Here is a 22734-nt window from a genome sequence, read left to right on the forward strand (position 1 = left end):
CGACATCAATTGGTCAGGCTCGTGCCGCGCAGCGCGGCCAACCGGCCCGCCTACTATTTTCAGTCGTGACGATCCATGTCGGTTGGCCGTTAGCGCCCCCGCGGTGACCGAAGTCGGCGATACGGCATCTCCTGTTGGCTCCTCGGGAGCCTCTGGCGGAGCTATCGCAAGCGGCAGCGTAGCCCGGGTCGGCACGGCGACCGCGGTTACCGCGCTGTGCGGCTACGCGGTGATTTATCTGGCCGCCCGCAACCTGGCTCCCAGCGGCTTCTCGGTATTCGGGGTGTTCTGGGGCGCATTCGGACTGGTCACCGGGGCCGCCAACGGCCTGCTGCAAGAAACCACCCGCGAGGTCCGCTCGCTGGGGTACTTGGACGTCTCTGCAGACTGCCGCCGTACCCATCCGCTGCGGGTCTCCGGGATGGTCGGCCTCGGCTCGTTGGTCGTGATCGCTGGTAGCTCACCGTTGTGGAGCGGGCGGGTATTCGCCGAGGCGCGGTGGCTATCGGTCGCATTGCTCAGCATCGGGCTGGCTGGGTTTTGCCTACACGCCACCCTGCTGGGCATGCTGGCCGGCACCAACCGGTGGACCCAGTACGGCGCGCTGATGGTGGCCGACGCGGTCATCCGGGTGGTGGTCGCTGCGGCCACGTTCGTGATCGGATGGCAGCTGGTCGGGTTCATCTGGGCAACCGTGGCGGGTTCGGTTGCCTGGCTGATCATGTTGATGACCTCACCCCCGACACGCGCGGCGGCCCGCTTGATGACGCCCGGCGCTACTGCGACATTCCTGAGGGGCGCCGCCCATTCGATCACCGCGGCCGGTGCCAGCGCGATATTGGTGATGGGGTTTCCGGTCTTGCTGAAGCTAACCTCCAATGAACTGGGCGCGCAGGGAGGCGTTGTCATCCTTGCGGTGACGTTAACCCGGGCACCACTGCTGGTGCCACTGACCGCCATGCAAGGCAACCTCATCGCGCATTTCGTCGATGAACGCGCCGAGCGGATTCGGGCGCTAATCGCGCCGGCGGCGCTCATCGGCGGCATTGGCGCGGTCGGGATGCTGGCGGCCGGCGTCGTAGGTCCATGGATTATGCGCGTCGCGTTCGGGTCGGAATACCAGTCCAGCAGCGCGTTGCTGGCCTGGTTGACGGCGGCCGCGGTGGCGATCGCAATGCTGACACTCACCGGTGCCGCCGCGGTCGCGGCCGCACTGCACCGGGCGTATTCGCTGGGCTGGGTTGGTGCGACGGTTGGGTCGGGCTTGTTGCTGCTGCTGCCGCTGTCCTTGGAGACCCGCACCGTGGTCGCGTTGTTATGCGGTCCGCTGGTGGGAATCGGCGTCCATTTGGTGGCGCTGGCGCGGACGGACGAGTAAGCGGCCGATCAGCCCCGGACCAACGTGTAACTTGTGGGCTTAAATGGCCTCGAAAATGGACACTGAAACGCACTACTCGGACGTCTGGGTCGTCATTCCCGCCTTCAACGAAGCCGCCGTGATCGGCAAGGTCGTCACCGATGTGCGGTCAGTCTTCGACCACGTCGTCTGCGTGGACGACGGCAGCACCGACGGCACCGGCGACATCGCCCGGCGGTCCGGTGCTCACCTCGTACGCCATCCGATCAACCTGGGCCAGGGGGCGGCCATTCAGACCGGAATCGAGTACGCCCGCAAGCAGCCGGGCGCCCAGGTCTTTGCCACCTTTGACGGCGACGGCCAGCACCGCGTCAAAGACGTGGCCGCAATGGTCGACCGGCTCGGCGCAGGTGACGTCGATGTGGTGATCGGAACGCGGTTCGGCCGGCCCGTGGGCAAAGCTTCGGCCAGCCGACCGCCACTGATGAAGCGGATCGTGCTGCAGACAGGAGCGCGGTTGAGCCGTCGAGGCCGCCGACTTGGCTTGACCGACACCAACAATGGCCTGAGGGTGTTCAACAAGACCGTGGCCGACGGGCTGAACATCACCATGAGCGGCATGAGCCACGCCACCGAGTTCATCATGTTGATCGCCGAAAACCATTGGCGGGTAGCGGAAGAACCGGTCGAGGTGCTCTACACCGAGTATTCGAAGTCGAAAGGCCAACCGCTGCTCAACGGCGTCAACATCATTTTCGACGGGTTTCTGCGAGGGAGGATGCCACGATGAACTGGATCCAGGTGCTGTTGATCGCGTCGATCATCGGGTTGCTGTTCTACCTGTTGCGGTCGCGCCGAAGCGCGCGGTCGCGTGCCTGGGTCAAGGTGGGCTATGTCTTGTTCGTGCTCGCCGGCATCTATGCCGTGCTGAGACCGGACGACACCACAGTGGTCGCAAACTGGTTTGGGGTGCGCCGCGGCACCGACCTGATGCTCTACGCACTGGTGATGGCGTTCAGTTTCACCACACTGAGCACCTACATGCGGTTCAAGGACCTCGAGTTACGCTACGCACGCATCGCCCGGGCTCTGGCACTTGAGGGCGCACAGGCGCCCGAACAGTGCCGGTAAGACCCAGCCACTTGAGGGCGCACAGGCGCCCGAATTAAGCCGCGATTCGATCTGCGCAGACCGTAGCCAGGAAGGACCCGGCGGCCTACAGTTCTTAGAGTTACTGCATCTCTGACCAGCAGGAGGCGATATGTCCGACCCTGACGACGTCACCACATCATCTGACGACCGCGACGAGGGCGAACCGGAAATAGACCTGCTGCCGGCCTGATGACCCAGAGCTCATCGGTCGAACGCCTGGTCGGCGAGATCGACGAGTTCGGTTACACCGTAGTCGAGGATGTCCTCGACGCCGATTCGGTTGCCGCATACCTAGCGGATACCCGTCGGCTGGAACGGGAGCTACCGACCGTCATCGCCAACTCCACAACCGTCGTCAAGGGCCTGGCGCGGCCCGGCCATGTCCCGGTCGACCGGGTCGACCACGACTGGGTGCGCATCGACAACTTGTTGCTGCACGGCACCCGCTATGAGGCGCTGCCGGTACACCCCAAGCTGCTGCCGGTCATCGAGGGTGTGCTCGGCCGCGACTGCCTGTTGTCGTGGTGTATGACGAGCAACCAGCTGCCAGGGGCGGTGGCTCAGCGCTTGCACTGCGACGACGAAATGTATCCGCTGCCGCGTCCGCATCAACCGCTGCTGTGCAACGCGTTGATCGCGCTGTGCGATTTCACCGCCGACAACGGCGCCACCCAAGTGGTGCCCGGTTCACATCGCTGGCCCGAGCGGCCGTCGCCGCCATACCCGGAGGGCAAGCCGGTCGAGATCAAGGCGGGCGACGCGTTGATCTGGAATGGCAGCCTGTGGCATACCGCCGCAGCGAACCGCACCGATGCCCCGCGGCCGGCATTGACCATCAACTTCTGCGTGGGGTTCGTGCGCCAGCAGGTCAATCAACAGCTGTCCATCCCGCGAGAGTTGGTGCGCCGCTTTGAACCTCGGCTACAGGAACTGATCGGCTACGGGCTATACGCCGGAAAGATGGGCCGAATCGACTGGCGACCGCCGGCCGACTATCTCGACGCCGACCGGCATCCGTTCTTGGACGCCGTAGCGGACCGTCTGCAGACTTCGGTCAGGCTCTGATCAATCAGTGTGCTTGTGCCGGAAGTACTCGACCGTGCGACGCACGCCGTCGGCCAACTCGATCTGCGGACGCCAGCCCAAAACCCGTTCGGCTAAGCCGATGTCAAGGCAGGACCGCTTAAGATCGCCCAGCCGCGGCGGGTGGAACTCAGGGTCGTCGGGCCCGCCGACAGCCGCGGCCACCGCCGAATGCAGTTGGCGGTCCGACGTTTCCTTACCGGTGCCGATGTTGAAGCGCAGCCCACCGCCGACGTCCGCGGACACCCGGACAAACGCGTCGACCACGTCGTCGACAAACACATAGTCGCGTGTATTGGTGCCGTCGCCGAACACCCTGGTGGGTTTGCCCGAGAGCAGCGCCTGCGCGAAGATCGCCACCACACCCGCTTCACCGTGTGGGTCCTGGCGAGGACCGTAGACGTTTGCCGGTGCGATATGCGAGCAGTCCAGGCCGTAGAGATGTCGAAAGGTGTTCAGGTAGATTTCGCCGGCCACTTTGCCCGCGGCATACGGCGAGGCCGGATCGGTGGGCGCTGTCTCAGGGGTTGGATACTCCGGCGGGGTGCCATAGATCGATCCTCCCGAGGAGGTGTGCACGATCTTGCGGACACCGGTCTGCCGCGCGGCCTCGGCTAGGCGCACCGTGCCGATGACATTGACCGCGGCGTCGAATTGCGGGTCAGCCACCGAACGGCGGACATCGATCTGGGCCGCCAGGTGGAATACCACCTCGGGCCGGTGCTGCTCGAGGATGGCGTGTAGATCGGCGGTCACAATGTCGGCTTCGACGAAGACGTGTGCGGGGTTGTCGGCCAGATGCTCGAGGTTGGTCGCCCGGCCGGTCGCGAAGTTGTCCAAGCCCACCACCGAATGACCATCTGCCAGTAACCGGTCGACTAACGTCGAGCCGATGAATCCGGCCGCCCCAGTGACCAGTGCGCGCACCGGCCCACCATACCGGCGGCCCATGCCAGCGCCCCGTATGCCTCGGGTCGCCCTGGTCGCCGTATTGCTGATCACGGTGCAGCTGGTGGTTCGCGCGGTGCTGGCATTTGGGGGCTATTTCTATTGGGACGACTTGATCCTCCTCGGCAGGGCCGGCACTGGGGGCCTGTTGTCGCCGTCGTACCTGTTCGACGACCACGACGGCCACGTGATGCCCGGTGCCTTCCTGGTTGCGGGCGCCATTATCCGGGTGGCACCCCTGGTGTGGACCGGACCAGCGATCAGCCTGGTGGTGCTGCAGCTGCTGGCGTCGCTGGCGTTGCTGCGCGCGTTGTATGTGATATCGAGCTGGCGGCCGGTACTCCTGATCCCATTGACGTTCGCGCTGTTCACACCGCTAGCGGTGCCGGGGTTCACGTGGTGGGCGGCTGCGCTCAACTCGCTGCCGATGCTGGCCGCGCTGGCGTGGGTGTGCGCCGATGCCATCCTGCTGGTGCGTACCGGCAACCACCGCTACGCCGCCACCGGTGTGCTGGTTTACCTCGGTGGCCTGCTGTTCTTCGAGAAGGCCGCGGTGATCCCGTTCGTCTCCTTCGCGGTGGCCGCGCTGCAGTGCCATGTGCGCGGCGACCGGTCAGCTTTGGCGACGGTGTGGCGGGCCGGTGTCCGGTTGTGGACGCCGTCGCTGGCGCTGACCGTCGGCTGGGTGGCCCTTTACCTGGCGGTGGTGGATCAACGGCGATGGAGTTCCGATCTGTCGATGACGTGGGATCTGCTGCGCCGTTCGGTCACCCACGGCATAGTGCCGGCACTGGCCGGCGGGCCGTGGGACTGGGCGCGCTGGGCTCCGGCATCCCCGTGGGCCACTCCCCCGGCGGGGGTGATGGTGCTCGGCTGGCTGGTGTTGATCGCAGTGCTTGCGCTGTCGCTGGTCCGCAAGCAACGCATCGGCCCGGTGTGGCTGACCGCGGCCGGCTACGCGGTGGCCTGCCAGGTGCCGATCTTTCTGATGCGCTCGTCGCCGTTCACCGCGCTCGAGTTGGCCCAGACCCTCCGGTACTTCCCGGATCTTGTCGTCGTGCTGGCGTTGCTAGCCGCCGTCGCGCTGCAGGCACCCAATCGCGCCGGCACGCGCTGGCTGGACGCCTCGCCGGCCCGAGCCGTTGCGACAGTCGTTGCGGCCGTGTTGTTTTTGACCAGCAGCCTGTATTCGACCGCGACGTTTCTGGCCAGTTGGCGTGACAACCCCACCGAGGGATACCTGAAGAACGCCCAGGCAAGTCTGGCCGCGGCCGCGTCAGGTGCGCCGCTACTGGATCAGGAAGTCGATCCGCTGGTGTTGCAACGAGTGGCCTGGCCGGAGAACTTGGCCAGCCACATGTTCGCCCTGCTGCGCGTCCGACCGGAATTCGCTACGACAACAACACAATTGAGAATGTTCACCAGCACGGGTCGGCTGGTCGACGCAAAAGTGACCTGGGTCCGGACGATCATCGCGGGGCCGGTGCCGCAGTGCGGCTACTTCGTCCAGCCGGACCGGCCGGAACGTCTGATCCTCGACGGCCCGTTGCTGCCCGGCGACTGGACCGTCGAACTCAACTACCTGGCCAACAGCGACGGCTCGATGGCGCTGGCACTTTCTGACGGACCTGAACAGAAGGTTCCGGTGCATCCGGGACTCAACCGGGTGTACGCCCGGCTACCAGGGGCCGGCGACGCAATCACGGTGCGAGCCAACACCACCGCGCTTTCGTTGTGCATCGCGGCGGCGCCGGTGGGATTTCTGGCACCGGCCTGACCTCAACGCCGGTCGCCACAGCCGCTCAAACGTGGCGGCCGCGCGTATTCGACCGTCCGTAGTGGTTCGTTAAAGCGTTGCAGCACAACGCATACAACAATCAACCGGCCATTGAGTTCGCACGCTCATGCAGTTGCGAATGGTCGGTGGATGCTCGAAGCCAATGCAGAAAGCGACCGGCTCGATGAGCTGCACCAGCAGTATCACCGAGATGATCTTGGCGGTAATCAGGCTTGTATCTCTTGTAGGTGTGTCGGCGGCAACTGAATACTGACCAGAGCGCGGCAACTGAAAATTGACCAGCTTCCTGGAGAGCCTTGGCTATGGGCCAAGGAGGAAGCGAGTGTTGAGCGTGGAGGATTGGGCCGAGATCCGGCGGTTGCGCCGGTCGGAGCGGTTGCCGATTTCGGAGATCGCGCGGGTGTTGAAGATTTCGCGGAACACGGTGAAGTCGGCGTTGGCCTCCGATGGGCCGCCGAAGTACCAGCGTGCGGCGAAGGGCTCGGTTGCAGATGAGGCCGAGCCGCGGATCCGGGAGTTGTTGGCAGCCTATCCGCGGATGCCTGCGACGGTGATCGCCGAGCGGATCGGTTGGTCGTATTCGATCCGGACGCTCAGCGGGCGAGTACGCGAGTTGCGGCCGCTGTATCTGCCGCCGGATCCGGCGTCGCGTACGACGTATGTGGCCGGTGAGATCGGGCAGTGCGACTTCTGGTTCCCCGATGTCGTTGTGCCGGTGGGGTACGGCCAGGTCCGCACCGCCACGGCGTTACCTGTGCTGACCATGGTGTGTGGGTATTCGCGGTGGGCCTCGGCGCTGTTGATCCCGACACGCACCGCCGAAGACTTGTATGCCGGGTGGTGGCAGCATCTTTCGACGTTGGGCGCCGTTCCAAGGGTGTTGGTGTGGGACGGCGAGGGCGCGGTCGGGCGGTGGCGGGCGCGCCAACCTGAACTGACTGCGGCATGCCATGCCTTCCGCGGCACCCTGGCCGCCAAAGTGTGGATCTGTAAACCTGGTGATCCCGAAGCCAAGGGGCTGGTCGAACGTTTCCACGACTACCTGGAGCGGGCGTTCTTGCCGGGTCGGGTCTTTGCCTCTCCGGCGGATTTCAATACCCAGTTACAGGCCTGGCTGGTGCGGGCCAATCACCGCCAGCACCGAGTGCTGGGATGTCGACCGGCAGATCGCATCGAGGCCGATACCGCAGCGATGCTGACATTGCCGCCGGTCGGGCCCAGCATCGGGTGGCGAACCTCGACACGGCTGCCGCGCGATCATTACGTGCGCCTCGACGGCAACGACTACTCGGTGCATCCGGTCGCGATCGGCCGGCGCATCGAGATCACCGCAGATCTGAGCCGGGTCCGGGTCTGGTGTGGCGGCACCCTGGTCGCCGATCATGACCGCATCTGGGCCAAACACCAGACGATCAGCGATCCCGGGCATGTCGTGGCCGCCAAACTGCTGCGACGCAAACGGTTCGACATCGTCGGTCCACCCCACCACGTTGAGGTCGAACAACGTCTCCTGACCACCTACGACACCGTGTTGGGCCTTGACGGGCCGGTGGCGTGATGGCAGCCAAGACCGCTACCAACAGCCGCGATGTGGCCGCCGAGCTGGCGTATCTGACCCGGGCGCTGAAAGCCCCCACCCTGTGCGGGGCCATCGAGCGGCTCGCTGACCGCGCCCGCACCGAGACTTGGAGCTATGAGGAGTTCCTCGCAGCGTGTCTGCAACGCGAGGTGTCGGCCCGCGAATCCCACGGCGGCGAAGGACGCATCAGGGCCGCCCGCTTCCCATCGCGCAAGTCGTTGGAGGAGTTCGACTTCGACCACGCCCGCGGTCTCAAACGCGACACCATAGCGCATCTGGGCACCCTGGACTTCGTCACCGCCAAAGACAATGTGGTGTTCCTCGGTCCACCAGGAACCGGGAAAACCCACCTAGCAATCGGGATCGCGATCCGCGCCTGCCAGGCCGGCCACCGCGTCCTATTCGCCACCGCCTCGCAATGGGTTGATCGTCTGGCCGCCGCCCACCACAGCGGCACCCTGCAATCTGAACTGATTCGGCTGGCCCGATACCCGCTGCTGGTCGTCGACGAAGTGGGCTACATCCCCTTCGAACCCGAAGCCGCCAACCTGTTCTTCCAATTGGTGTCGTCCCGCTACGAACGGGCCAGCCTCATCGTCACGTCAAATAAGCCCTTCGGGCGTGGGGGCGAAGTGTTCGGCGACGACGTCGTAGCCGCGGCCATGATCGACCGACTCGTGCACCACGCCGAAGTCATCGCACTCAAAGGAGACAGCTACCGCATCAAAGACCGAGACCTCGGCCGCGTCCCCACCGTCACGGCCGACGACCAATGAAACCAAGCTGGTCAATTTTCGATTGCCGACACCTGATCAGTTTTCGGTTGCCGTTGACATAGTGCCCAAAACACGCACCCACATCAGATGCAGAACCCCTTGACAACCAATAGGGAATCTCTTCGCATGATGGAGGTTGCTGGCACCAATCCATCAGGAAGGCCCTTGTTGACTGGCACTGGGTTGGGGGTCCACCGCGATGGGTGAGTATGGCAAGTGCGGCACGTATGCACCCGTCTTGGTGCACGCGGCCAAGGGCAGCCCGTTAGTGCCGTCGCCCAGCGTGAACTGAGGGCGGAGAATCGGCCGGAATCTCGCCCTCAGTGCACGCTCGGCGCCGTTTGGCCTCACCCGGTCAACGTGAACTGTCCGGGGCGGGCACTGTCGCGTAGCGAGCCCACGTGGGGCCGGGGTCGGCCCGCCAAAAACGCCCCGGCGCGGCCAGCTCATGAGCGGGTACGCAAGCTCAAGCAGATCTCCGTAGCCGTGACGGAGTGCTTCATCGATGTCCGCAGCGATGGCAGCGGCCAGTGCGTGCCTAAACCCGTCTTGCGCAGAGTCTTTCGCAGCGGGCGGGTAGTTGCACGTCGTCGCCGAAGTGCTGACGATCCCGTTGCGGTCGGAGACCGCGAGTAGCCAGCGCGCGTCCGGGGCAGCATCTCGCGCAGCACGCTGAAGTGTCGCGGCACCGGAAGCCGGGGGCGTGAAGAGACCCGCCATGACACCGGCTGGACGGCGCGGCGTGGCACAACGTTCGGTATCGCTGATCGGCATCAGGAGGTTAGTGCGATCAGAAGTCGTAAGTGGGCTCGGCGTCGAGGATCCCCTTGAACATCGCGACCAGGCCCGTGAGATCAGAGTTGACGCGCGCCACGTGACAAGCGCCGTGCAACTCTTCCAGGTCGGTCTTCCCCCAGTCGAGGCCAGAACCGCGTTCGGACAACAGGAGATCGAAGAACTCGCGGGTCGAGCGGCCGTTGCCCTCGCGGAACGGGTGGGCATAGTTCACGTAGTCGTACCGGTATGCGACCTGGCCAGCGAGATCACCTTCGCCGACCGCTCTGAGCCGGTCGAGCTGGTAGATCTCCGCAGCCACATGCTCCATGGGCCGACTGATGCCGCCCGGCGCGCAGAAAGACTCGTCCTCCTTCTCGATGCCGACTGTCCGCAGATCTCCCGCCCAGACGTAAATGTCCTGGAACAGCTAGCGGTGAATCGCCCGCAGGTATGCGAGATCTGTGCGGTCGCCCAGCAGATTGGGATCCTCGCGGAGTTCGATCACCCGGGCCTCAACGAGGTCGTTCTCGGCGTCACGCAGTTCGGCATGCGTTCGAGCGCCGACCCGGTTCCTCAAGACGGACATAGCGGGGATGAAGTAGCCCTGCCAATTCCGTTCGTGATCGCCGGTGTCCCATGGATGCGGCACTCCACCCCGGTTACTGGATGTTGTACCGGCGGCGGACGCGCTCACCCAACTCGGCTGCCGTGATCTTGCCGCGGGCGTAGTCGTTCTGATCGGCACGGGTGGCGGCGGTGCTGCGGGTGCCCTCCAGCTCGGTGTTGCGGCGAGTTGCCCTGACATTCCTGAAGCGCCGCTTCACCTTCTGCAACTCGGTCGCCTGGACAAACACTTCATCTCATTTGGTGGTCCTGACCAGGATAGTCGACAGCGCTGACATTGCAGGAAGTTGACCGTCAAGCACAGCACGGTTCTCCACCGCTGATGTACGACCATCATGTCTCGTTGGCCCTGTAATCGACGGCGTCCCACCGGCTCGACAAGAAATCCCACCAGGTGACTGGACGCAAGGCCGGTGGGGCCCCTACACCGTCACCATCCCGGAGTTCGGAGCCGCAGCTTTGCGCGAGCAGCGGGCACTGGTCATCCCGTTCGACCCGGTGTTTCCGGCCCGGCGCGGCACCCGCCAATCCGAGGCCAACGTCCGCACCCACTGGCGGGCGATCCGCGGAGAGGACTTCAAATGGGTTGTCCCGCACTCGATCCGCAAGTCCGTCGTCACCGCGGTGGAACGCTCGATAGGGCTGGGAGCCGCGGCCCAGCAGGCCGGGCACAGCGGCAGCGAGATCACCCGGCGGCACTACGTCGAGCGGTCCGTGACGGTGCCCGACTACACCGCCGCCCTGGACGAGTATTCGCGCCCTATCCGCGCCTTCAGGCCATTAAAGAGCAACAGGCCGGGTGATATACCGACCTGACCTGCAAAGATGGAGCCGCCTAGGAGAATCGAACTCCTGACCTATTCAAGTATTGAGGTAGCCCGAGCGCGTTCACTAGAGTCCGTTATCGTGTTGGGCACCAACACTATTCGATGCCGGCAGTCCATAACAGTATGTACGAATACGGCGTGATTTGCGGTCGTTTGTATCAGGAAAGTGGAGACTGAGAAGTCGGCGGGCGGTCCCGGCGGCGCAGGTACACCCTCACCGGAGGAGGCCGGCGTCATGAGGTGCCCTTGCCCGTGCTATGTCGACTGACCGGGTTTGACGCCGCCGGGGCCACCTGGCTATTGGGCGCGCACCCTGTACCGGTTCAGCACGGCGAGCTCGGCCAACGTCCAGCCGCTGAAGAACGTCCGTTTGTCGATGGTGATGTCCGGCGTGGTGGTGCTGGCGTTGAGTTGACGGCTGTTAGCCGCGAGCCGTGCGGAGGCGGTGGTGATGACGGCGGCGATCTCCGCGTTGGGTTCGTCGGAGTTGGGGCCGTCGTCGAAGCCGCGGCCGCGGGTGTAGGACTTGGCCAGCGCCGTGATAATCGGGATGGCGGCGCCAGGGCTGCCGATCGTGGTGGCCAGCAGCCCGGCGACGTCAGCCTCAGTGACCGCGGCCATTAGGCGGCCGTGAGGACGATGACGGCTTGCGGGTGTAGCAATCCCAGGTCATAACGGGTCACCACCCGAATCCCGATCTGGTCGTAATCCGCGTACAACTCGGACAGAAGCGTCACACTCGGGGCCATGTCGCGCGCAACCGCCACTTGCGAGACGTCAGCCAGGATCGCCACGCCGGGCTTGAGCTTGTTGGTGACGGTGACGGGTACCCCGAAGAGCCTGTAGGTGGGGCCGGACGTGACGTCGGATTCGAGGAGGTATTTCGCCGAGGTGGCGTCTTCCTTGAGCTTGCGCAGCGCGATGAAATCCGAGCCGTTGACGAACCAGCGCGTCGGCATGACTTCGGCGGCCGAGGCAAGGCCGATAGCGTCCAGCAGGCTGTCGGCGTCGGCGACATCGAGCGTCCCGGTTTGTACACCAGGCTGGTTGATCAGGCCAGTGATGCCGTTGGCGGCTTCGCCTTCGGTGCTGGTGGCCACGGTGGCGTTGGTGGCTTCCAGTTCGTCGACGGCGGTGGCGGCCAGTGCGCCGGCGAACGTCACAGTGTAGGGGCCGCCGGCGCTACCGGCGACGGTGGCGTTACCAGCCCCGATCGTCGACAAGCCTTGCAGCGCAGCCTCGACGGTGGCCGCGTCGGCGGTGTCGGCCAGGTCCGCGGTGCTCACGCCGCGGAACGACACCGTGAACGGGTCACCGGTCACCGTGACGACCTGTACCTCATTGGTGGCCTGGCCGGCGCCGGTGAGTAGCGCGGTATCCAGCTTGTCCGAAACCACCTTCACCAGCCGGTTCTTTAGGGTGGCGTCGATCCCGATCACGCTTTGGCGGGCCAACTCGCGGCTATAGCGCTCGATCACCTTGATCGACTTGCGGTCGGTCGGCATCAAAACGACCTCGTCGAAGGTCGTGTCATGATCGGAGGGAATCAACTCGTTCTCGCCGATGAAGCCGACGGTGGACGACTTTGTGAGCTTCGGGATCCGCAACACCCCAGAGGTGTCGAAGATACGCGGCCCGGACGACAACACGACGGAGGCGGCTTCGAGGGGCTGCACGAGTAGCGCTGAGACCTGATCGGCGAGCAACTGCGGATTAGCGGCGGTCGTCTCGACCATTGAATGTCCTTACGTTGACGGTGACCTTCACGTTGAAGGTCAGGTGGATTCGGGGGAATCCCACGCCACCAGGACGAAACGGGGCCTAGCCACCAGGACCGACCCCACCAGTTTAGCGTCAGGACGCAAGCCACTCCATAACGTCGCCCAACGTCATGTTGTACGGGACCGGGCCGCCGCCTGCGACAACGCAGTTGGTGTCCGCCGTGGCGATCAGATAGCCACCGCGGTGACTGTGCACATGGTATCCGTGCTGTAGCGCAATTTCCCGAACGCGCGTTGCTTTGACCTGCATGGCTGTTACCTCTCATTCTCGGGTACTGGACGCTTTCCGCGCCTGCCGAGCCACGCCGCGCCATGCGATCTCAAGTGTCGCCTATTTGGCTTGTTCCCGCAATATCGCGGCCAGGTCGACAGTGCCGCCGCCGGATGGTGTTGCGCCTTGCCCGATGTCACCGACCGGGCGCCGGTTCACGAGGTGCGGTTTGCGGGCCAGCAAGTCGTCGATCGCGGCCGCCATCTTGTCGGCGTCGTCGAGGTGCTCCGCATCGAACGGCAAGTCTGTCGGGTCGGCGAGCCTGCCGGTGGCCCGGACTAACTCGGTGTGCAGCCGTTGCGCGTACTGGTCGGCTTGCTGGGCTCGCTGCCGGTAGCGGCCGTTCTCCTGGCGCAGCTCCTCAACGTACGAGCGTGGGAACGTGTCGGGCTGCTCATGGTCGCCAGGATCGTCCGTCACCTGCTCGGTGTCACTTGCGGTGTCCTCGGTGTCATCGGCTTTGTCGACCGTGGTTGTCTCGGTGTTGGTGTCGGTCATGATGCTTGGTTCCTTTCGAGTTGCCGGGTGTACTGGGTTGATTGAATGCTTTTGGCGAGAACGATTTTCGGCGCGCAGTTGCATCCTTTGTGATGCTGAAACGGGTGAGCCTTCGGCCAGATACGGCCATTACGCCACCACCATTGGCACAGTTGGCACGGGTCGTCGTCCATCTGCCGTGTCCAGCCCTCTACTAGCGGTTGTTCGATCATGGCGGCCACGGCGGCGTTTTGGCCGGTCTCCAACGGTTCAGAGCGCGCCAGCCGCTCCAACCGCATGCCGGCGACCTCTACGGGATCACTGTCGGGCGCAAGTTCACGCCCGCGAGGCTGACCGCCGGCGGCAGGTGGTTTGAGCATTCCGATCAACCCATCGAGGATCGTATGGGCGGCTCGTAGCAGCCGGTCATAGTCATCTACCGGCGCGATGCCAGTCGACGGCGCCGGCAACGTCGTCACCCTCTCGATCTGCAAAGCAACGTAGGCGTCGGCCAGGGTGAACGCTGCCGCGTTGGCCGCGTTCACCAGCGCTGCGATCAGCTCCTCGGCTTCCTCGGTGGTGATGTGCCCGGCCCGCAGCGCGGCGTACACCTCGGCGACGCGGGCCGCGGTCCTGCCGGCCAGGGCTCCCGTCCTGGCCTGGTAGTCCCCGACGAGTGTCATGCGGCCGGCCTCGGCTCAGGCCCGGCCAGTAGGAAGTTAGCGCCGGCGGCGTCGAGTGCCTCGGCGCGCCGAGCTGTTCGAATCTTCGCAATTTCATCGTCCGAGTAGCCGAGCTTCGCGAGCGCATAGGAGGCGGGTAGCAGGCCGGCCTGATACAGCTTCACCACCGCGTCGGCCTCCTGAGCCACGCTGCGGGTGGCAGCGTCAGCCCACTGCACCCGCGCTTCCAGCTGCATGGGGTCGCGGCCGTCACGAACCGCCAGCATGAGCTTGGCGACCTGTTCCCAGCCTCTGCCAAAGGTGGCTTGCCGGGCTTCGGCACGAGCCGTCAGTGATGCCTCGGCTGCCCGGAGCGCGTCAGCGGAGGCCGGATTGTCCGTCATGACCCCGATGTAATGCGCGGGACACGCTGAGACAGCCATGATTTGGGCGGTAATAATGTTGACGGCGTTTTCGTAACCGGTGAGCGTGGCCGCGTCGAGCTGCCCGAACTTCGCGCCCTGCTCTTCGCTGATCATTGCGCGGTTGCCCTCAGGGATCGGATTCACCTCGGTGGTGACCGGCTCGCCGGTGACCTCGTCGAGCACCGGGTTGCCGTCGTCGTCGAGCACCGGTTCCTCGGTGAGTTCGATTCCTGTTGCCCAACGGCGCGGGCGGCCGGTGTACTCCGAGGTCGTCATCATGTCGACTAGTACCTTGTTGAGCGCGTCCACAAGCGGTTTGAGGTCGTCGATCTCTGAGCAGCCCCGCTCACTGAGAATCAGATCGCTATTGCGCAAGTTGACCACCGGGACGACACCAAGCGGATTCGCCAGCGTCCCAACAAGGTTGTACCCCACCGTAGTTGCCCCGGTGGCGTTGGCGCGGTAGTGGCTGATCAGGTCCGGCTGATAGAGCATTACTTCCGTGGTGGTCTTCGTCTCCCACCGTTTCGCAGCCGCGGTAATCTGCCGGGTTCCTGGGTCGTGTTGGGCGACAACCTGTTTCGCTGACTCAATCGTGACTTTGGGGCGGCCGAGCTTGTCAGCCCACACGATGACGAACGAGTCGCCGAGTAGGAGGGCTTCGCGGTGCGCGACACCTGATAGTTGGTCGAGGTCATTCCTGATCCAGTCGTCCCAAAGGTCGGCGGCATCCCCTGCGAATCCGGTGATCCGCAGCCGCTCGGCCAGCGCGGTCACGGCCAGGCGCGGAATGTTAGATGCCATGCGCCCAAACCTATCTCCCAGAGCAAGTTTCGCCTCCGGGGATAAGAAAGCCAGCGGTTGCTCTCCCTTGTAATACAGGCCCAGTTCGTTGTAGCGGGCCGCCGGCTCGTCGAGCCGCTGCATCAAGCTCAGCAATAATGCGTTGTCTTCGCTCACCTGAAACTCCTTGTCTTCCTTCGCTTCTTATGGGTTGCTCGCCACGTGGCGCGGCTGTGGGCCATGACCAGGCAGGCGGCCAGGTCGATCTTGGGAGCGGTGCGTGACCGTGACCCCTTGGACAACCGCATACCGCGCGCGTCCTCGACAATGCACGCCGCACCGACGTGCGCGGCCAACTTCGCGTCACCGCTATGCGACATACGACCGTTCACCGCGGCGCTGTACAGGTCGGTGGTGGCCGCGGTCAACCGGGCCGGCGAGTGCGGAAACTCCACCACCGGCAGCTTCTCGGCTTCCAGCGCTTGCAGGGTGCGAGTCCACCTGAAAGGGTCGGCGATGATCTCGGTCACCTGCCAACGCCGGCAGCACGCCCGGATCGTGTCTTCGACGTCGGCGATAGGAACCCGGTACTCGGTGTCCTTGCGGTGCGGGCGCTCCCACACGGCGATCGTGTCGAAATGCGGTTCCGGTGAGACAGTCCCGACCAACAACGCGGTGGTGTCGTCGGAGAACGAGCCGTCAAGCGCGATCACAACCTCGGCCCGATCGGGCACACCCACACCCGTCGACAAGTCATTCCACACCTCACTGGGCAAAAATTCCCCCTGGGTGTCAGCGGCCAACTGACACAACCGGGCCCGCCGAAACGTCGCCTCCCGCGTCTTCGGCGGCAACAACGCATGCAGCGCGTCACGATGTAGAAAATCGTCCAGGGCGGGATTGGCCAAGTCCCAGCAGTGCTCGCAGTCGACCGGGTGGTGCTCGAAGCCGGCCGCCGAAAACTCCCGCCACACCAACGACGAATCCTCAGGATGCTCAGCCGCATACGAACGCAAGTCGAGGAGGACCTGATCCTCGAGGTTCGGGCCCGGTGTGCCGATGCACACCAGCGTCGACCGCTCCCGCTTCCCCTGCGCCAAGGTCAGCACCTCATAGCTGTCGCGGTTGGCCACGCCGGCCTCGTCAAGAATCGCCAACGTGTAATCGAGACCTTCGAGTCGCTTCGGTTCCGCAGGCAGACAGTGAAACTGCGCGTCACGAACCGGAATCACGAGCCGTTCCTTGAACACCTGGCAGCGCGACTCCAACTGGCCGTTCAGCTCGACCATTCGCCGGGCGATGCCGTAAACGATGCCGGCTTGCCTCTCGTCGACGGCGACCACGCACACCACGGCACCCTCACCACCACAGAACAACTCGTACAAGCCCCACGCGGCCACCAACGACGACTTACCCTGACCCCTGGGCAGCATCCACCCCGCCGTACGCGGCTGCGGGTCACTGTCGAGCACCGACCCCACCAGGTCACGCTGCCAGCTCCGCAACCGCAACGGAGACCGAGCACCGGTGCCCTTGGGCACGACGATGTACCGCTCACAAAACCGCCCAAACCGGGCAGACCCCACCGACCGCGGCCGCCACGGCAACGGACTCGGATCAACTGACGCCTTCGGGCCAGCTTTCAACTTGAAAGTCCCCCAGTGTGTAACGCCCCCTGCGCCTTAACCCCGCGGCGGATTCCCCTTGCCTTGGGGGTGTGTCCCCTGGTCTTCCTGGCCTTTTTGGCGTTGATGGCGTTGTGGACGGCCTGGCGTTCGGTGTCGGTGCAGTGGGTGCCGCGCTTGGAGTTGCAGGGGCGGCAACGGACGGCGACGTTGGCCGCCTCGTAGGCCAGCTCGGGTGCTTCGGTGACGGGCACGATGTGGTCGGTGGTGAGGTCGTCGACGGCTCCGCAATCGAGGCACCACGGCTGGCGGCGGCGGGCTGCAGCGGACAGGCGTTTCCAGCGCCCGCCGTTCATGTGGGGGTGATCGCGGGGTAGGTCCTTGGCAGGGCGCTTAACCCGGTGCTGGTCGCATCGGGTGTTTGCTGCGGGTGTTCCGCAGACGAGGCAGGGACGCAACGTCACTAGTCGTCGTCTTGGTGTAGGCGGTCGATGAGCGCAGCTACTTGCTCGCCGTCGAGGTTGATGAGTTCGTGGAGTTGGTGGGCCAAGTCTTCAACCTGTGGGCCGGTGAGGCTGATTTCAATGGCGCCGATCGGTAGCTGTGCTTCGACGAGGAGGCCGATCGATAGCTTGCGTCCGGGCGCTGCACCGATCATCAGTTTGACGGGTCCTTGGGTGCGGATGAGGTCGGCGGGCAGTGGGCTTAGTGGTGTGCTGTAGATGCGGTCGGTGTAGTTCATGCGGTGGCTTCTCCTGTTTGCTGTGGGGTTCGGTGCTTGCCTCGGGTGCGCTGTCGTCGGCGGGGTCGCTGTGTTGGGTTGGACTTCTCACCGGTTGGTACACGAGTACTTTCGGTACACGTCTTATCTTCGCTGCTAGAGTGCGGTTTTTGAGGCGTGTACCGCTGGTACACGGGGACCTTTTGAGTTCCGCGTTGTCCTGGGGAAACGGTCACTTCGCCTTCTGTGAGTAGTCCGTCGAGTGCTGGGTCGAAGTAGTCCCGGAGATCCGCTTTCAGTGATCGGCGGATGATGTTGCGTGGTAGCTGGCGGCTGTCGGTGAGCTTGCGCAGGATGGCTTGTTTGGCGCGTTGGAGCTTGCGGTCGCTGATGATTTCTTCGCGGTCGGCGGTGGCGAGTGCGCGTGCGGCGTTGGCGGTGCGGGACTGTTCGATCAGGGCGCGTTGGCAGCGTTCGCGGGTGTAGGTGGATACGTCCATGACATATCCGGCGAGTCTCCAGTCCTCTTCGCTGACGATGGTGCGGCCGTCCAACGCCATGAGCGCGGCGGCGACTTTCAGCCGTGTCAACAAGCTGTGGCCGTCCAAGGGATCGACGTTCGGGTCTTCCCGGAGAACCGCTAGGCGGTGTGCGCGGATAGATTTGCTGGCGGTCTCGGGCACGATCAGGTTAATGGTGCTGCCGACGGCGTGTAGCCATGCGGGGCGGCTGACTTTCCAGACGCCGGGGTCCGGTGGGGGTTCGTCGGGTGCGTCGGGGTCGGAGGTGGGGAGCCAGACAAATCGTTGGGGCAGGCCGCCGTCGCTGGCGCCGAGCAGTGCGTGGGAGCGCAGGGGTTGGACTCCGATGGTCAGGCAGGCGCGGTAGGTGCCGGCGGGCACGATGACGCGGGTTTCCTTGCCGGCGTTGCCGAATCCGAGTTGCTCGCCGCTGTAGACCTTGCGTAGTTCGGCGGACAGGGTTGATCCTTGCCGGGCGACGATGGCGGCTAGGGTGTCGATTTCGGGTGCTGTGAAGATGGCCGCTACGACGGGGTTGGGGGAATCGTGTTGGGTGCCTGGCGGTCTGAAGGTGCGGGCTATGCCCTCTCCGCTGCCGAGGGGCACTGTTTCCACGATTGGGCCCTTGAAGGTAAATCCGTCCCGGGCGGCGGCTTCGGCCGCTCCCTTCCCGGCTCCGCTGGGGCCGGTGATGGCTACAAACAGGTTGAGGCTCATCGGGCCGCCAACGATGCCGGGCAGCGTGATGTCCGGTGGAATCGTGGTCACTGCTCGGGCAAGGACAGCTCCGAGTACGGCCCACGGGCCGACGCCGCGAGCACGTGCCAGGGTGCGCACGTGCCGGAGGACTTCGCGGGACTCCCAGAACGCGTCGGTCATTGCGGAATCTCCCATCGCTGGCAGATGTCTTGAACGATTGCGCGGTCCTGAGGGCTGTTTGCCCACATGGCTTGTAGTTCGGGTAGGCATGGGGCTGGTAGCAGTCCGGCGGCCAGCAGGTGTCGGGTCGCTCGGCGATAGCCGCGGGTGTAGGCGTCCATTCAGGCCACCACCTCGCGGGTGATATACACCCCGGAGCGTCTGCGGATCGCCCGCGAAAGCTCAGGCCAGTCAGCGGCTTTGGAAATCTCGCAGGATGCTTCTGCCAGTGCCGTCTGTGCGGTTTCGATCCGAAGAACGTGGTGTTCTCCGTCAATGGCCAGGGCCAGCAGCTTGCGAGGATCACCGTCGGACAAGGCGCACCACGATGGTGTTCCGGCGACCGGTATGGCCCCGTAGTTGGCCTGTTGCACAACGGCTTCTAGGAACTGGTGGACCGGCCACCACGCGCGCTGTTGCGACGGTGGAGTACCGGTCACTGATTCTCCCGGCTGTAGAACGCGGTGATCCGCTTCGGGGAGAGGTTGGTGCCGGCGCAAGCTTTGGTGATTGCACCGGCGAGCGCGTTGTACAGCAAGACCGCTTCGTCGATGCGAAGCACGCAATCTCTGCCGGCTCCCCTTCCGTCTTGAATGTCGAGGAAGATCGTCGGCGCCGGTTCTAGGTCTTCATTGAACCTGACGCCGACTCCCGCAGTCGGCATGTGTTCCCAATCGGGATGGCGGTCGGCGATCCCAGCTAGCGAATCTCCGGTCACCGGAACGTAAATCGGTGTTTGAAAATGCTCGCAGCGCTGCGATTCGGATGTGTTCGTCATGTTTTCGCACCAGTCGAATCGGCAACCGTGGGCGTTCATCGGACACCACCGATCTCGTCGGCCACCGTGAGTAAGTGGGCGGCGAGTTGACGGGCCTCGTCGGCGGTCAGTTGGACGTTGGTGTCGAGGTCGAGGTGCTGGTTGTCGTGCGGCCGATAGATGTGCAGATACACACAGGCGCGCCAGCCTGGTTTCCGGCGGTAGGCGTTGGCTCCGATCCGTGGCGGGTCGAACTGGTCCACCATGTCGGGCAAGGCGCCGTGCGGGTAGCCGTGCTCCATAGATAGACTTACATAATGGTCGGCTCCCCAGCAGGCAAGATCGTTGACGTGGTCAGTACCTGAGTCTGTGCACCACGGCGCGCAACGTGTCTCTGGGCATCGGTCGCTTGTGTGCCAGCCGTACCGGCCGCAGTGCTCGCACCGAACAAGGCCGTGGTCGGCCTGGTCGTCGTCGGGGCTTGGTACAGTCATCGTTGAATCTCCTTTTGCGTGGGCAGGTTCGGAAGGCCTCGGGGTGGCAGCCTCGGGGCCTTCGCGTTGTTGGTGGTGTTCATCAGGCGGCACCACCAGGTGCGCCGGACGCCTCTAGCGCGTTGATGTAGCCCGCGATCTGGGCATCTGTGCTGAACCGGCGCCTGCCGATCTTCACTGACGCGAGCGCGCCCGACGCCCAGAGTTGGAACACCAGTGAGCGGCTGATGCCGCCGAGCTTGAGGCTGGTGCTCTTCCAATCGTTCATTCACCCTCCCTTCAGATTTGTGTCAATCGACGCAAGTACACTCGAATGTGCGTTGATAGACACAAGAGATACCACGGGTTCGATCAAGACGCAAGTAGCGGGCTATTCTGCGTTCTATGACGCAACCGAAGAAGAGGCCGAACTGGACCGACCGTGCTCCCGCCAACTGGGGCGAGCACGAGGCCTATCGCGTGGCTAGAGAGATAGAACGGTTACGGGCCGGGCGGTCAACTCAATGGCTTGCAGACCGAACTAAAGAGCTTGGCTGCGAAGTCTCGCGGTCGGTGATTACAGACTTGGAGAACGGACGCCGGCGGTACGTCACCACTGCGGAGTTGCTGGTGTTGGCTGCTGCGTTGAACGTGCCGCCTGTCGTGTTGGTCTACCCCGGCCCGAGATACGAGGAGTACATTGAAGTGCTGCCGGGTGTGCAGAGCACGGAAATTGATGCGGTGCAGTGGTTTTCGGGTATCAGGGACCATGGTTACACGGACAGCGCGTCGCGGCCGGCTGAGTCGGCACGGTTGCGCGGGGAGTACGAGAAAAACATTGGCCGCTTGCAGGCTTGGCGCAGGCTGTTGGAAGTGGAGCACGAACTAGCTAAGCCGATACCGGCGAACCCTTCGGAAGAGGCACGCAAGCTTATCGAGGAGCGGCTTGTCCGTCTTCGCGACGAACGTCTAGAACGCCGTTTTCTACTCGGTCTTGAGCCTGATGCCTAGGCAGCGCCTGCAGCCCGGTGAACATGGCCGTATCACCGAGTGGTCTTCTGGTGGAAGGTTTTTCGCATCCACCTATGTTCGTGATTCGGATGGGAAGCGTCGGCGGGTGGAGCGTTCGAGTGGCAAGTCTGTGGAGGATGCCCGGCGGATTCTTCAGCGGCACTTGGTGAAACGCCGGGCCCCGTTGTCTGGGCAGTTGGTGACCGATCGGACGACGCTCGGGGAGTTGTTCGAGGCGTGGCTTGAGGCCAAGGTTTTTGAGGATGGGATCAAGCCGCAGACGGTGGGTCAGTATCGGCAGGTGTGGGCTAAGCATGGCGCCGAGCGGTTGGGCGCGCTGCGGGTGAGCGAACTTCCGACGTCGAAGGCCAATGCTCATATTCAGGCTGTCGCGGTGGCCACACCGTCTCAGGCCGGGTATTTACGGATCATCTTGCGGGGGATGTTCTCGCTGGCTGTCCGGTTCGATGTCCTGGCGGTGAATCCGATTGTGGAGACCAGGACTGCGAAGGTTCACCGCAAGCCCGCGCGAGCTATGACGGCCGCCGAGTTCGAGCGGGTGCGGGCGGCGGTGAAGGCGTATGCGGGCCGCGAAGGGCACGGTGGTCCGAAGCCGGGCCGGCTGTTGCCGGCGTTCGTTGAAGTGCTGGCCGCTACAGGCGCGCGGCCGAGTGAGGTGCTGGCGCTGCGGTGGTCGGATGTCGATCTCCTGGCCGACCCGCCGACTGTCACGATCTCGGGCACCCTGGTCGACCACCAACGGGTTGCGGGCAAGGCGTTGCACCGTCAGGAGACACGTAAGGGTGATGCCCCGGAGCACACTGTGGTGCTTCCCCGGTTCGGTGTGGAGGCGTTCACTGCACTGCTGGGCGAGACCGGCCCCGCGGGCCCGGTGTTCGCCAGCCGTAGCGGAGGTTGGATGTCGCTGGCCAATCTGCGACGGGGCCTGCGGGCTGCCTTGCCCGACGATCTCCGGTGGGTTACCCCGCATAGCTTCAGGCGCACGGTGGCCACGGTGGTCCGTGATGACCATGGTCCTGCGCTGGCGCAGCAGCAGCTCAGTCACTCCAAGCTGGCCACCACCGAGGCCCACTATTTGCAGCGTCATACCCATGGCCCGGACGTGCGGGGCACGTTGGATCGATTCGCTGCCGGGAAAGTAGCGGCTGAAAGTATCAGGAAAGTATCAAGTGAGCCCGATATCAGTGGGGGTAGCTAACTCTCATTGGTGTATTTCCGCTGGTAGGTGGAGCCGCCTCGGGGAATCGAACCCCGGACCTATTCATTACGAGTGAATCGCTCTACCGACTGAGCTAAGGCGGCTTTGTTCCCTGGGTGCCCGCTTGCCGGGCGGCACGAGTCTACGGCAGGCGGGCCGGCCCGCCCAA

The 22734-nt window shown here is 64.3% G+C and carries 26 protein-coding genes, 1 tRNA gene and 1 pseudogene; 10 read left to right on the plus strand and 18 right to left on the minus strand.

Features of this window, described 5'->3' with window-relative positions; all coding sequences use genetic code 11:
• Nucleotides 1-82: 82 nt before the first annotated feature.
• From MCAN_RS19115 to MCAN_RS19130, 4 genes are all read left to right on the plus strand, one after another.
• Nucleotides 83-1378: a hypothetical protein gene (locus MCAN_RS19115; RefSeq protein WP_014001841.1), complete on the plus strand. Its 1296-nt coding sequence runs from the start codon at nt 83-85 to the stop codon at nt 1376-1378.
• Nucleotides 1379-1421: 43 nt separating this feature from the next.
• Nucleotides 1422-2147: a glycosyltransferase family 2 protein gene (locus MCAN_RS19120; protein ID WP_003419585.1), complete on the plus strand. Its 726-nt coding sequence runs from the start codon at nt 1422-1424 to the stop codon at nt 2145-2147.
• Nucleotides 2144-2488: a DUF2304 domain-containing protein gene (locus MCAN_RS19125; RefSeq protein WP_003419590.1), complete on the plus strand. Its 345-nt coding sequence runs from the start codon at nt 2144-2146 to the stop codon at nt 2486-2488. The genes MCAN_RS19120 and MCAN_RS19125 overlap by 4 nt, the downstream gene beginning before the upstream one ends.
• Nucleotides 2489-2698: 210 nt before the next feature.
• Nucleotides 2699-3574, plus strand: coding sequence for a phytanoyl-CoA dioxygenase family protein (locus MCAN_RS19130; RefSeq protein WP_014001842.1), 876 nt, complete (start codon nt 2699-2701; stop codon nt 3572-3574).
• On the opposite strand, the gene galE1 is transcribed toward MCAN_RS19130, so the two are convergent.
• The gene (gene galE1 / locus MCAN_RS19135) at nt 3575-4519 is read right to left on the minus strand and encodes a UDP-glucose 4-epimerase (protein WP_014001843.1); all 945 of its coding nucleotides are present in this window, start codon (nt 4517-4519) and stop codon (nt 3575-3577) included.
• Between the two features lie 22 nt (nt 4520-4541).
• Here galE1 and MCAN_RS19140 point away from each other — a divergent pair, with 22 nt between their 5' ends.
• The 3 genes from MCAN_RS19140 to istB all read left to right on the plus strand — a co-directional run bounded on the left by MCAN_RS19140 (nt 4542) and on the right by istB (nt 8693).
• Nucleotides 4542-6317: a hypothetical protein gene (locus MCAN_RS19140; RefSeq protein WP_014001844.1), complete on the plus strand. Its 1776-nt coding sequence runs from the start codon at nt 4542-4544 to the stop codon at nt 6315-6317.
• A gap of 343 nt (nt 6318-6660) precedes the next feature.
• Nucleotides 6661-7896, plus strand: a complete 1236-nt coding sequence (istA, locus tag MCAN_RS19145; RefSeq protein WP_014001845.1) for an IS21 family transposase — start codon at nt 6661-6663, stop codon at nt 7894-7896.
• Nucleotides 7896-8693, plus strand: a complete 798-nt coding sequence (gene istB, locus MCAN_RS19150) for an IS21-like element helper ATPase IstB (RefSeq protein ID WP_014001846.1) — start codon at nt 7896-7898, stop codon at nt 8691-8693. Before istA ends, istB begins: the two co-directional genes overlap by 1 nt.
• Nucleotides 8694-9483: 790 nt before the next feature.
• Here the strand turns inward: istB and MCAN_RS19160 are convergent.
• Nucleotides 9484-10119: pseudogene (locus MCAN_RS19160) on the minus strand (Fic/DOC family protein).
• 10 nt (nt 10120-10129) lie between these two features.
• Nucleotides 10130-10324, minus strand: a complete 195-nt coding sequence (locus tag MCAN_RS19165) for an antitoxin VbhA family protein (protein WP_003419627.1) — start codon at nt 10322-10324, stop codon at nt 10130-10132.
• Between the two features lie 394 nt (nt 10325-10718).
• On the opposite strand from MCAN_RS19165, the gene MCAN_RS19170 reads away from it, so the two are divergent.
• Nucleotides 10719-10910, plus strand: a complete 192-nt coding sequence (locus MCAN_RS19170; RefSeq protein ID WP_014001848.1) for a hypothetical protein — start codon at nt 10719-10721, stop codon at nt 10908-10910.
• A 308-nt stretch (nt 10911-11218) separates the two neighbouring features.
• Here MCAN_RS19170 and MCAN_RS19175 read toward each other — a convergent pair whose 3' ends face one another.
• The 14 genes from MCAN_RS19175 to MCAN_RS19235 form a co-directional block, all read right to left on the minus strand.
• Entirely contained in the window at nt 11219-11542 is a 324-nt protein-coding gene (locus MCAN_RS19175) for a hypothetical protein (RefSeq protein ID WP_014001849.1), read from the minus strand.
• Nucleotides 11542-12657: a phage major capsid protein gene (locus MCAN_RS19180; RefSeq protein ID WP_014001850.1), complete on the minus strand. Its 1116-nt coding sequence runs from the start codon at nt 12655-12657 to the stop codon at nt 11542-11544. The genes MCAN_RS19175 and MCAN_RS19180 overlap by 1 nt, the downstream gene beginning before the upstream one ends.
• 118 nt (nt 12658-12775) lie before the next feature.
• Nucleotides 12776-12952: a hypothetical protein gene (locus tag MCAN_RS22760; RefSeq protein ID WP_158309804.1), complete on the minus strand. Its 177-nt coding sequence runs from the start codon at nt 12950-12952 to the stop codon at nt 12776-12778.
• Nucleotides 12953-13033: 81 nt separating this feature from the next.
• Entirely contained in the window at nt 13034-13471 is a 438-nt protein-coding gene (locus MCAN_RS19185) for a hypothetical protein (RefSeq protein ID WP_014001851.1), read from the minus strand.
• Nucleotides 13468-14133: a hypothetical protein gene (locus MCAN_RS19190; protein ID WP_014001852.1), complete on the minus strand. Its 666-nt coding sequence runs from the start codon at nt 14131-14133 to the stop codon at nt 13468-13470. Before MCAN_RS19190 ends, MCAN_RS19185 begins: the two co-directional genes overlap by 4 nt.
• Entirely contained in the window at nt 14130-15464 is a 1335-nt protein-coding gene (locus MCAN_RS19195; protein ID WP_014001853.1) for a phage portal protein, read from the minus strand. Before MCAN_RS19195 ends, MCAN_RS19190 begins: the two co-directional genes overlap by 4 nt.
• Before the next feature lie 29 nt (nt 15465-15493).
• On the minus strand, nt 15494-16966 hold the full coding sequence (locus MCAN_RS19200) for a terminase large subunit domain-containing protein (RefSeq protein WP_041180168.1): 1473 nt from the start codon (nt 16964-16966) through the stop codon (nt 15494-15496).
• Nucleotides 16963-17301 (minus strand): HNH endonuclease, encoded by a 339-nt coding sequence (locus MCAN_RS22000; RefSeq protein WP_145974193.1) that lies wholly within the window; start codon nt 17299-17301, stop codon nt 16963-16965. The genes MCAN_RS19200 and MCAN_RS22000 overlap by 4 nt, the downstream gene beginning before the upstream one ends.
• Before the next feature lie 107 nt (nt 17302-17408).
• Nucleotides 17409-17687: a hypothetical protein gene (locus tag MCAN_RS19210; protein ID WP_041180170.1), complete on the minus strand. Its 279-nt coding sequence runs from the start codon at nt 17685-17687 to the stop codon at nt 17409-17411.
• Complete coding sequence (locus MCAN_RS19215; protein ID WP_049805712.1) at nt 17684-19066, minus strand: hypothetical protein; 1383 nt, start codon at nt 19064-19066, stop codon at nt 17684-17686. Before MCAN_RS19215 ends, MCAN_RS19210 begins: the two co-directional genes overlap by 4 nt.
• A gap of 161 nt (nt 19067-19227) precedes the next feature.
• Nucleotides 19228-19545, minus strand: coding sequence for a DUF2742 domain-containing protein (locus tag MCAN_RS19220; protein ID WP_041180171.1), 318 nt, complete (start codon nt 19543-19545; stop codon nt 19228-19230).
• Entirely contained in the window at nt 19542-19883 is a 342-nt protein-coding gene (locus tag MCAN_RS23755) for a hypothetical protein (protein ID WP_232505283.1), read from the minus strand. Before MCAN_RS23755 ends, MCAN_RS19220 begins: the two co-directional genes overlap by 4 nt.
• A 35-nt stretch (nt 19884-19918) precedes the next feature.
• The gene (locus MCAN_RS19230; RefSeq protein WP_041180173.1) at nt 19919-20164 is read right to left on the minus strand and encodes a hypothetical protein; all 246 of its coding nucleotides are present in this window, start codon (nt 20162-20164) and stop codon (nt 19919-19921) included.
• 274 nt (nt 20165-20438) lie between these two features.
• Entirely contained in the window at nt 20439-20624 is a 186-nt protein-coding gene (locus tag MCAN_RS19235; protein WP_041180174.1) for a hypothetical protein, read from the minus strand.
• 116 nt (nt 20625-20740) lie between these two features.
• On the opposite strand from MCAN_RS19235, the gene MCAN_RS20810 reads away from it, so the two are divergent.
• Both MCAN_RS20810 and MCAN_RS19245 read left to right on the plus strand, forming a co-directional pair.
• The gene (locus MCAN_RS20810) at nt 20741-21346 is read left to right on the plus strand and encodes a helix-turn-helix domain-containing protein (RefSeq protein WP_014001857.1); all 606 of its coding nucleotides are present in this window, start codon (nt 20741-20743) and stop codon (nt 21344-21346) included.
• Nucleotides 21339-22565 (plus strand): tyrosine-type recombinase/integrase, encoded by a 1227-nt coding sequence (locus tag MCAN_RS19245; RefSeq protein WP_014001858.1) that lies wholly within the window; start codon nt 21339-21341, stop codon nt 22563-22565. The genes MCAN_RS20810 and MCAN_RS19245 overlap by 8 nt, the downstream gene beginning before the upstream one ends.
• A 28-nt stretch (nt 22566-22593) precedes the next feature.
• Here the strand turns inward: MCAN_RS19245 and MCAN_RS19250 are convergent.
• Nucleotides 22594-22669 (minus strand) — tRNA-Thr (locus MCAN_RS19250).
• Nucleotides 22670-22734: the final 65 nt, after the last annotated feature.

Source organism: Mycobacterium canetti CIPT 140010059 (assembly GCF_000253375.1).
Taxonomy (GTDB): domain Bacteria; phylum Actinomycetota; class Actinomycetes; order Mycobacteriales; family Mycobacteriaceae; genus Mycobacterium; species Mycobacterium tuberculosis.

Coding starts and splice junctions, on each gene's coding strand:
- MCAN_RS19120 (WP_003419585.1), top strand. CDS start 1,422: ATGGCCTCGAAAATGGACACTGAAACGCACTACTCGGACGTCTGGGTC.
- MCAN_RS19125 (WP_003419590.1), top strand. CDS start 2,144: ATGAACTGGATCCAGGTGCTGTTGATCGCGTCGATCATCGGGTTGCTG.
- MCAN_RS19130 (WP_014001842.1), top strand. CDS start 2,699: ATGACCCAGAGCTCATCGGTCGAACGCCTGGTCGGCGAGATCGACGAG.
- MCAN_RS19140 (WP_014001844.1), top strand. CDS start 4,542: ATGCCAGCGCCCCGTATGCCTCGGGTCGCCCTGGTCGCCGTATTGCTG.
- istB (WP_014001846.1), top strand. CDS start 7,896: ATGGCAGCCAAGACCGCTACCAACAGCCGCGATGTGGCCGCCGAGCTG.
- MCAN_RS19175 (WP_014001849.1), bottom strand. CDS start 11,542: ATGGCCGCGGTCACTGAGGCTGACGTCGCCGGGCTGCTGGCCACCACG.
- MCAN_RS19180 (WP_014001850.1), bottom strand. CDS start 12,657: ATGGTCGAGACGACCGCCGCTAATCCGCAGTTGCTCGCCGATCAGGTC.
- MCAN_RS22760 (WP_158309804.1), bottom strand. CDS start 12,952: ATGCAGGTCAAAGCAACGCGCGTTCGGGAAATTGCGCTACAGCACGGA.
- MCAN_RS19185 (WP_014001851.1), bottom strand. CDS start 13,471: ATGACCGACACCAACACCGAGACAACCACGGTCGACAAAGCCGATGAC.
- MCAN_RS19190 (WP_014001852.1), bottom strand. CDS start 14,133: ATGACACTCGTCGGGGACTACCAGGCCAGGACGGGAGCCCTGGCCGGC.
- MCAN_RS19195 (WP_014001853.1), bottom strand. CDS start 15,464: ATGCAGCGGCTCGACGAGCCGGCGGCCCGCTACAACGAACTGGGCCTG.
- MCAN_RS22000 (WP_145974193.1), bottom strand. CDS start 17,301: ATGAACGGCGGGCGCTGGAAACGCCTGTCCGCTGCAGCCCGCCGCCGC.
- MCAN_RS19210 (WP_041180170.1), bottom strand. CDS start 17,687: ATGAACTACACCGACCGCATCTACAGCACACCACTAAGCCCACTGCCC.
- MCAN_RS19215 (WP_049805712.1), bottom strand. CDS start 19,066: ATGACCGACGCGTTCTGGGAGTCCCGCGAAGTCCTCCGGCACGTGCGC.
- MCAN_RS23755 (WP_232505283.1), bottom strand. CDS start 19,883: ATGACGAACACATCCGAATCGCAGCGCTGCGAGCATTTTCAAACACCG.
- MCAN_RS19230 (WP_041180173.1), bottom strand. CDS start 20,164: ATGGAGCACGGCTACCCGCACGGCGCCTTGCCCGACATGGTGGACCAG.
- MCAN_RS19235 (WP_041180174.1), bottom strand. CDS start 20,624: ATGAACGATTGGAAGAGCACCAGCCTCAAGCTCGGCGGCATCAGCCGC.
- MCAN_RS20810 (WP_014001857.1), top strand. CDS start 20,741: ATGACGCAACCGAAGAAGAGGCCGAACTGGACCGACCGTGCTCCCGCC.
- MCAN_RS19245 (WP_014001858.1), top strand. CDS start 21,339: ATGCCTAGGCAGCGCCTGCAGCCCGGTGAACATGGCCGTATCACCGAG.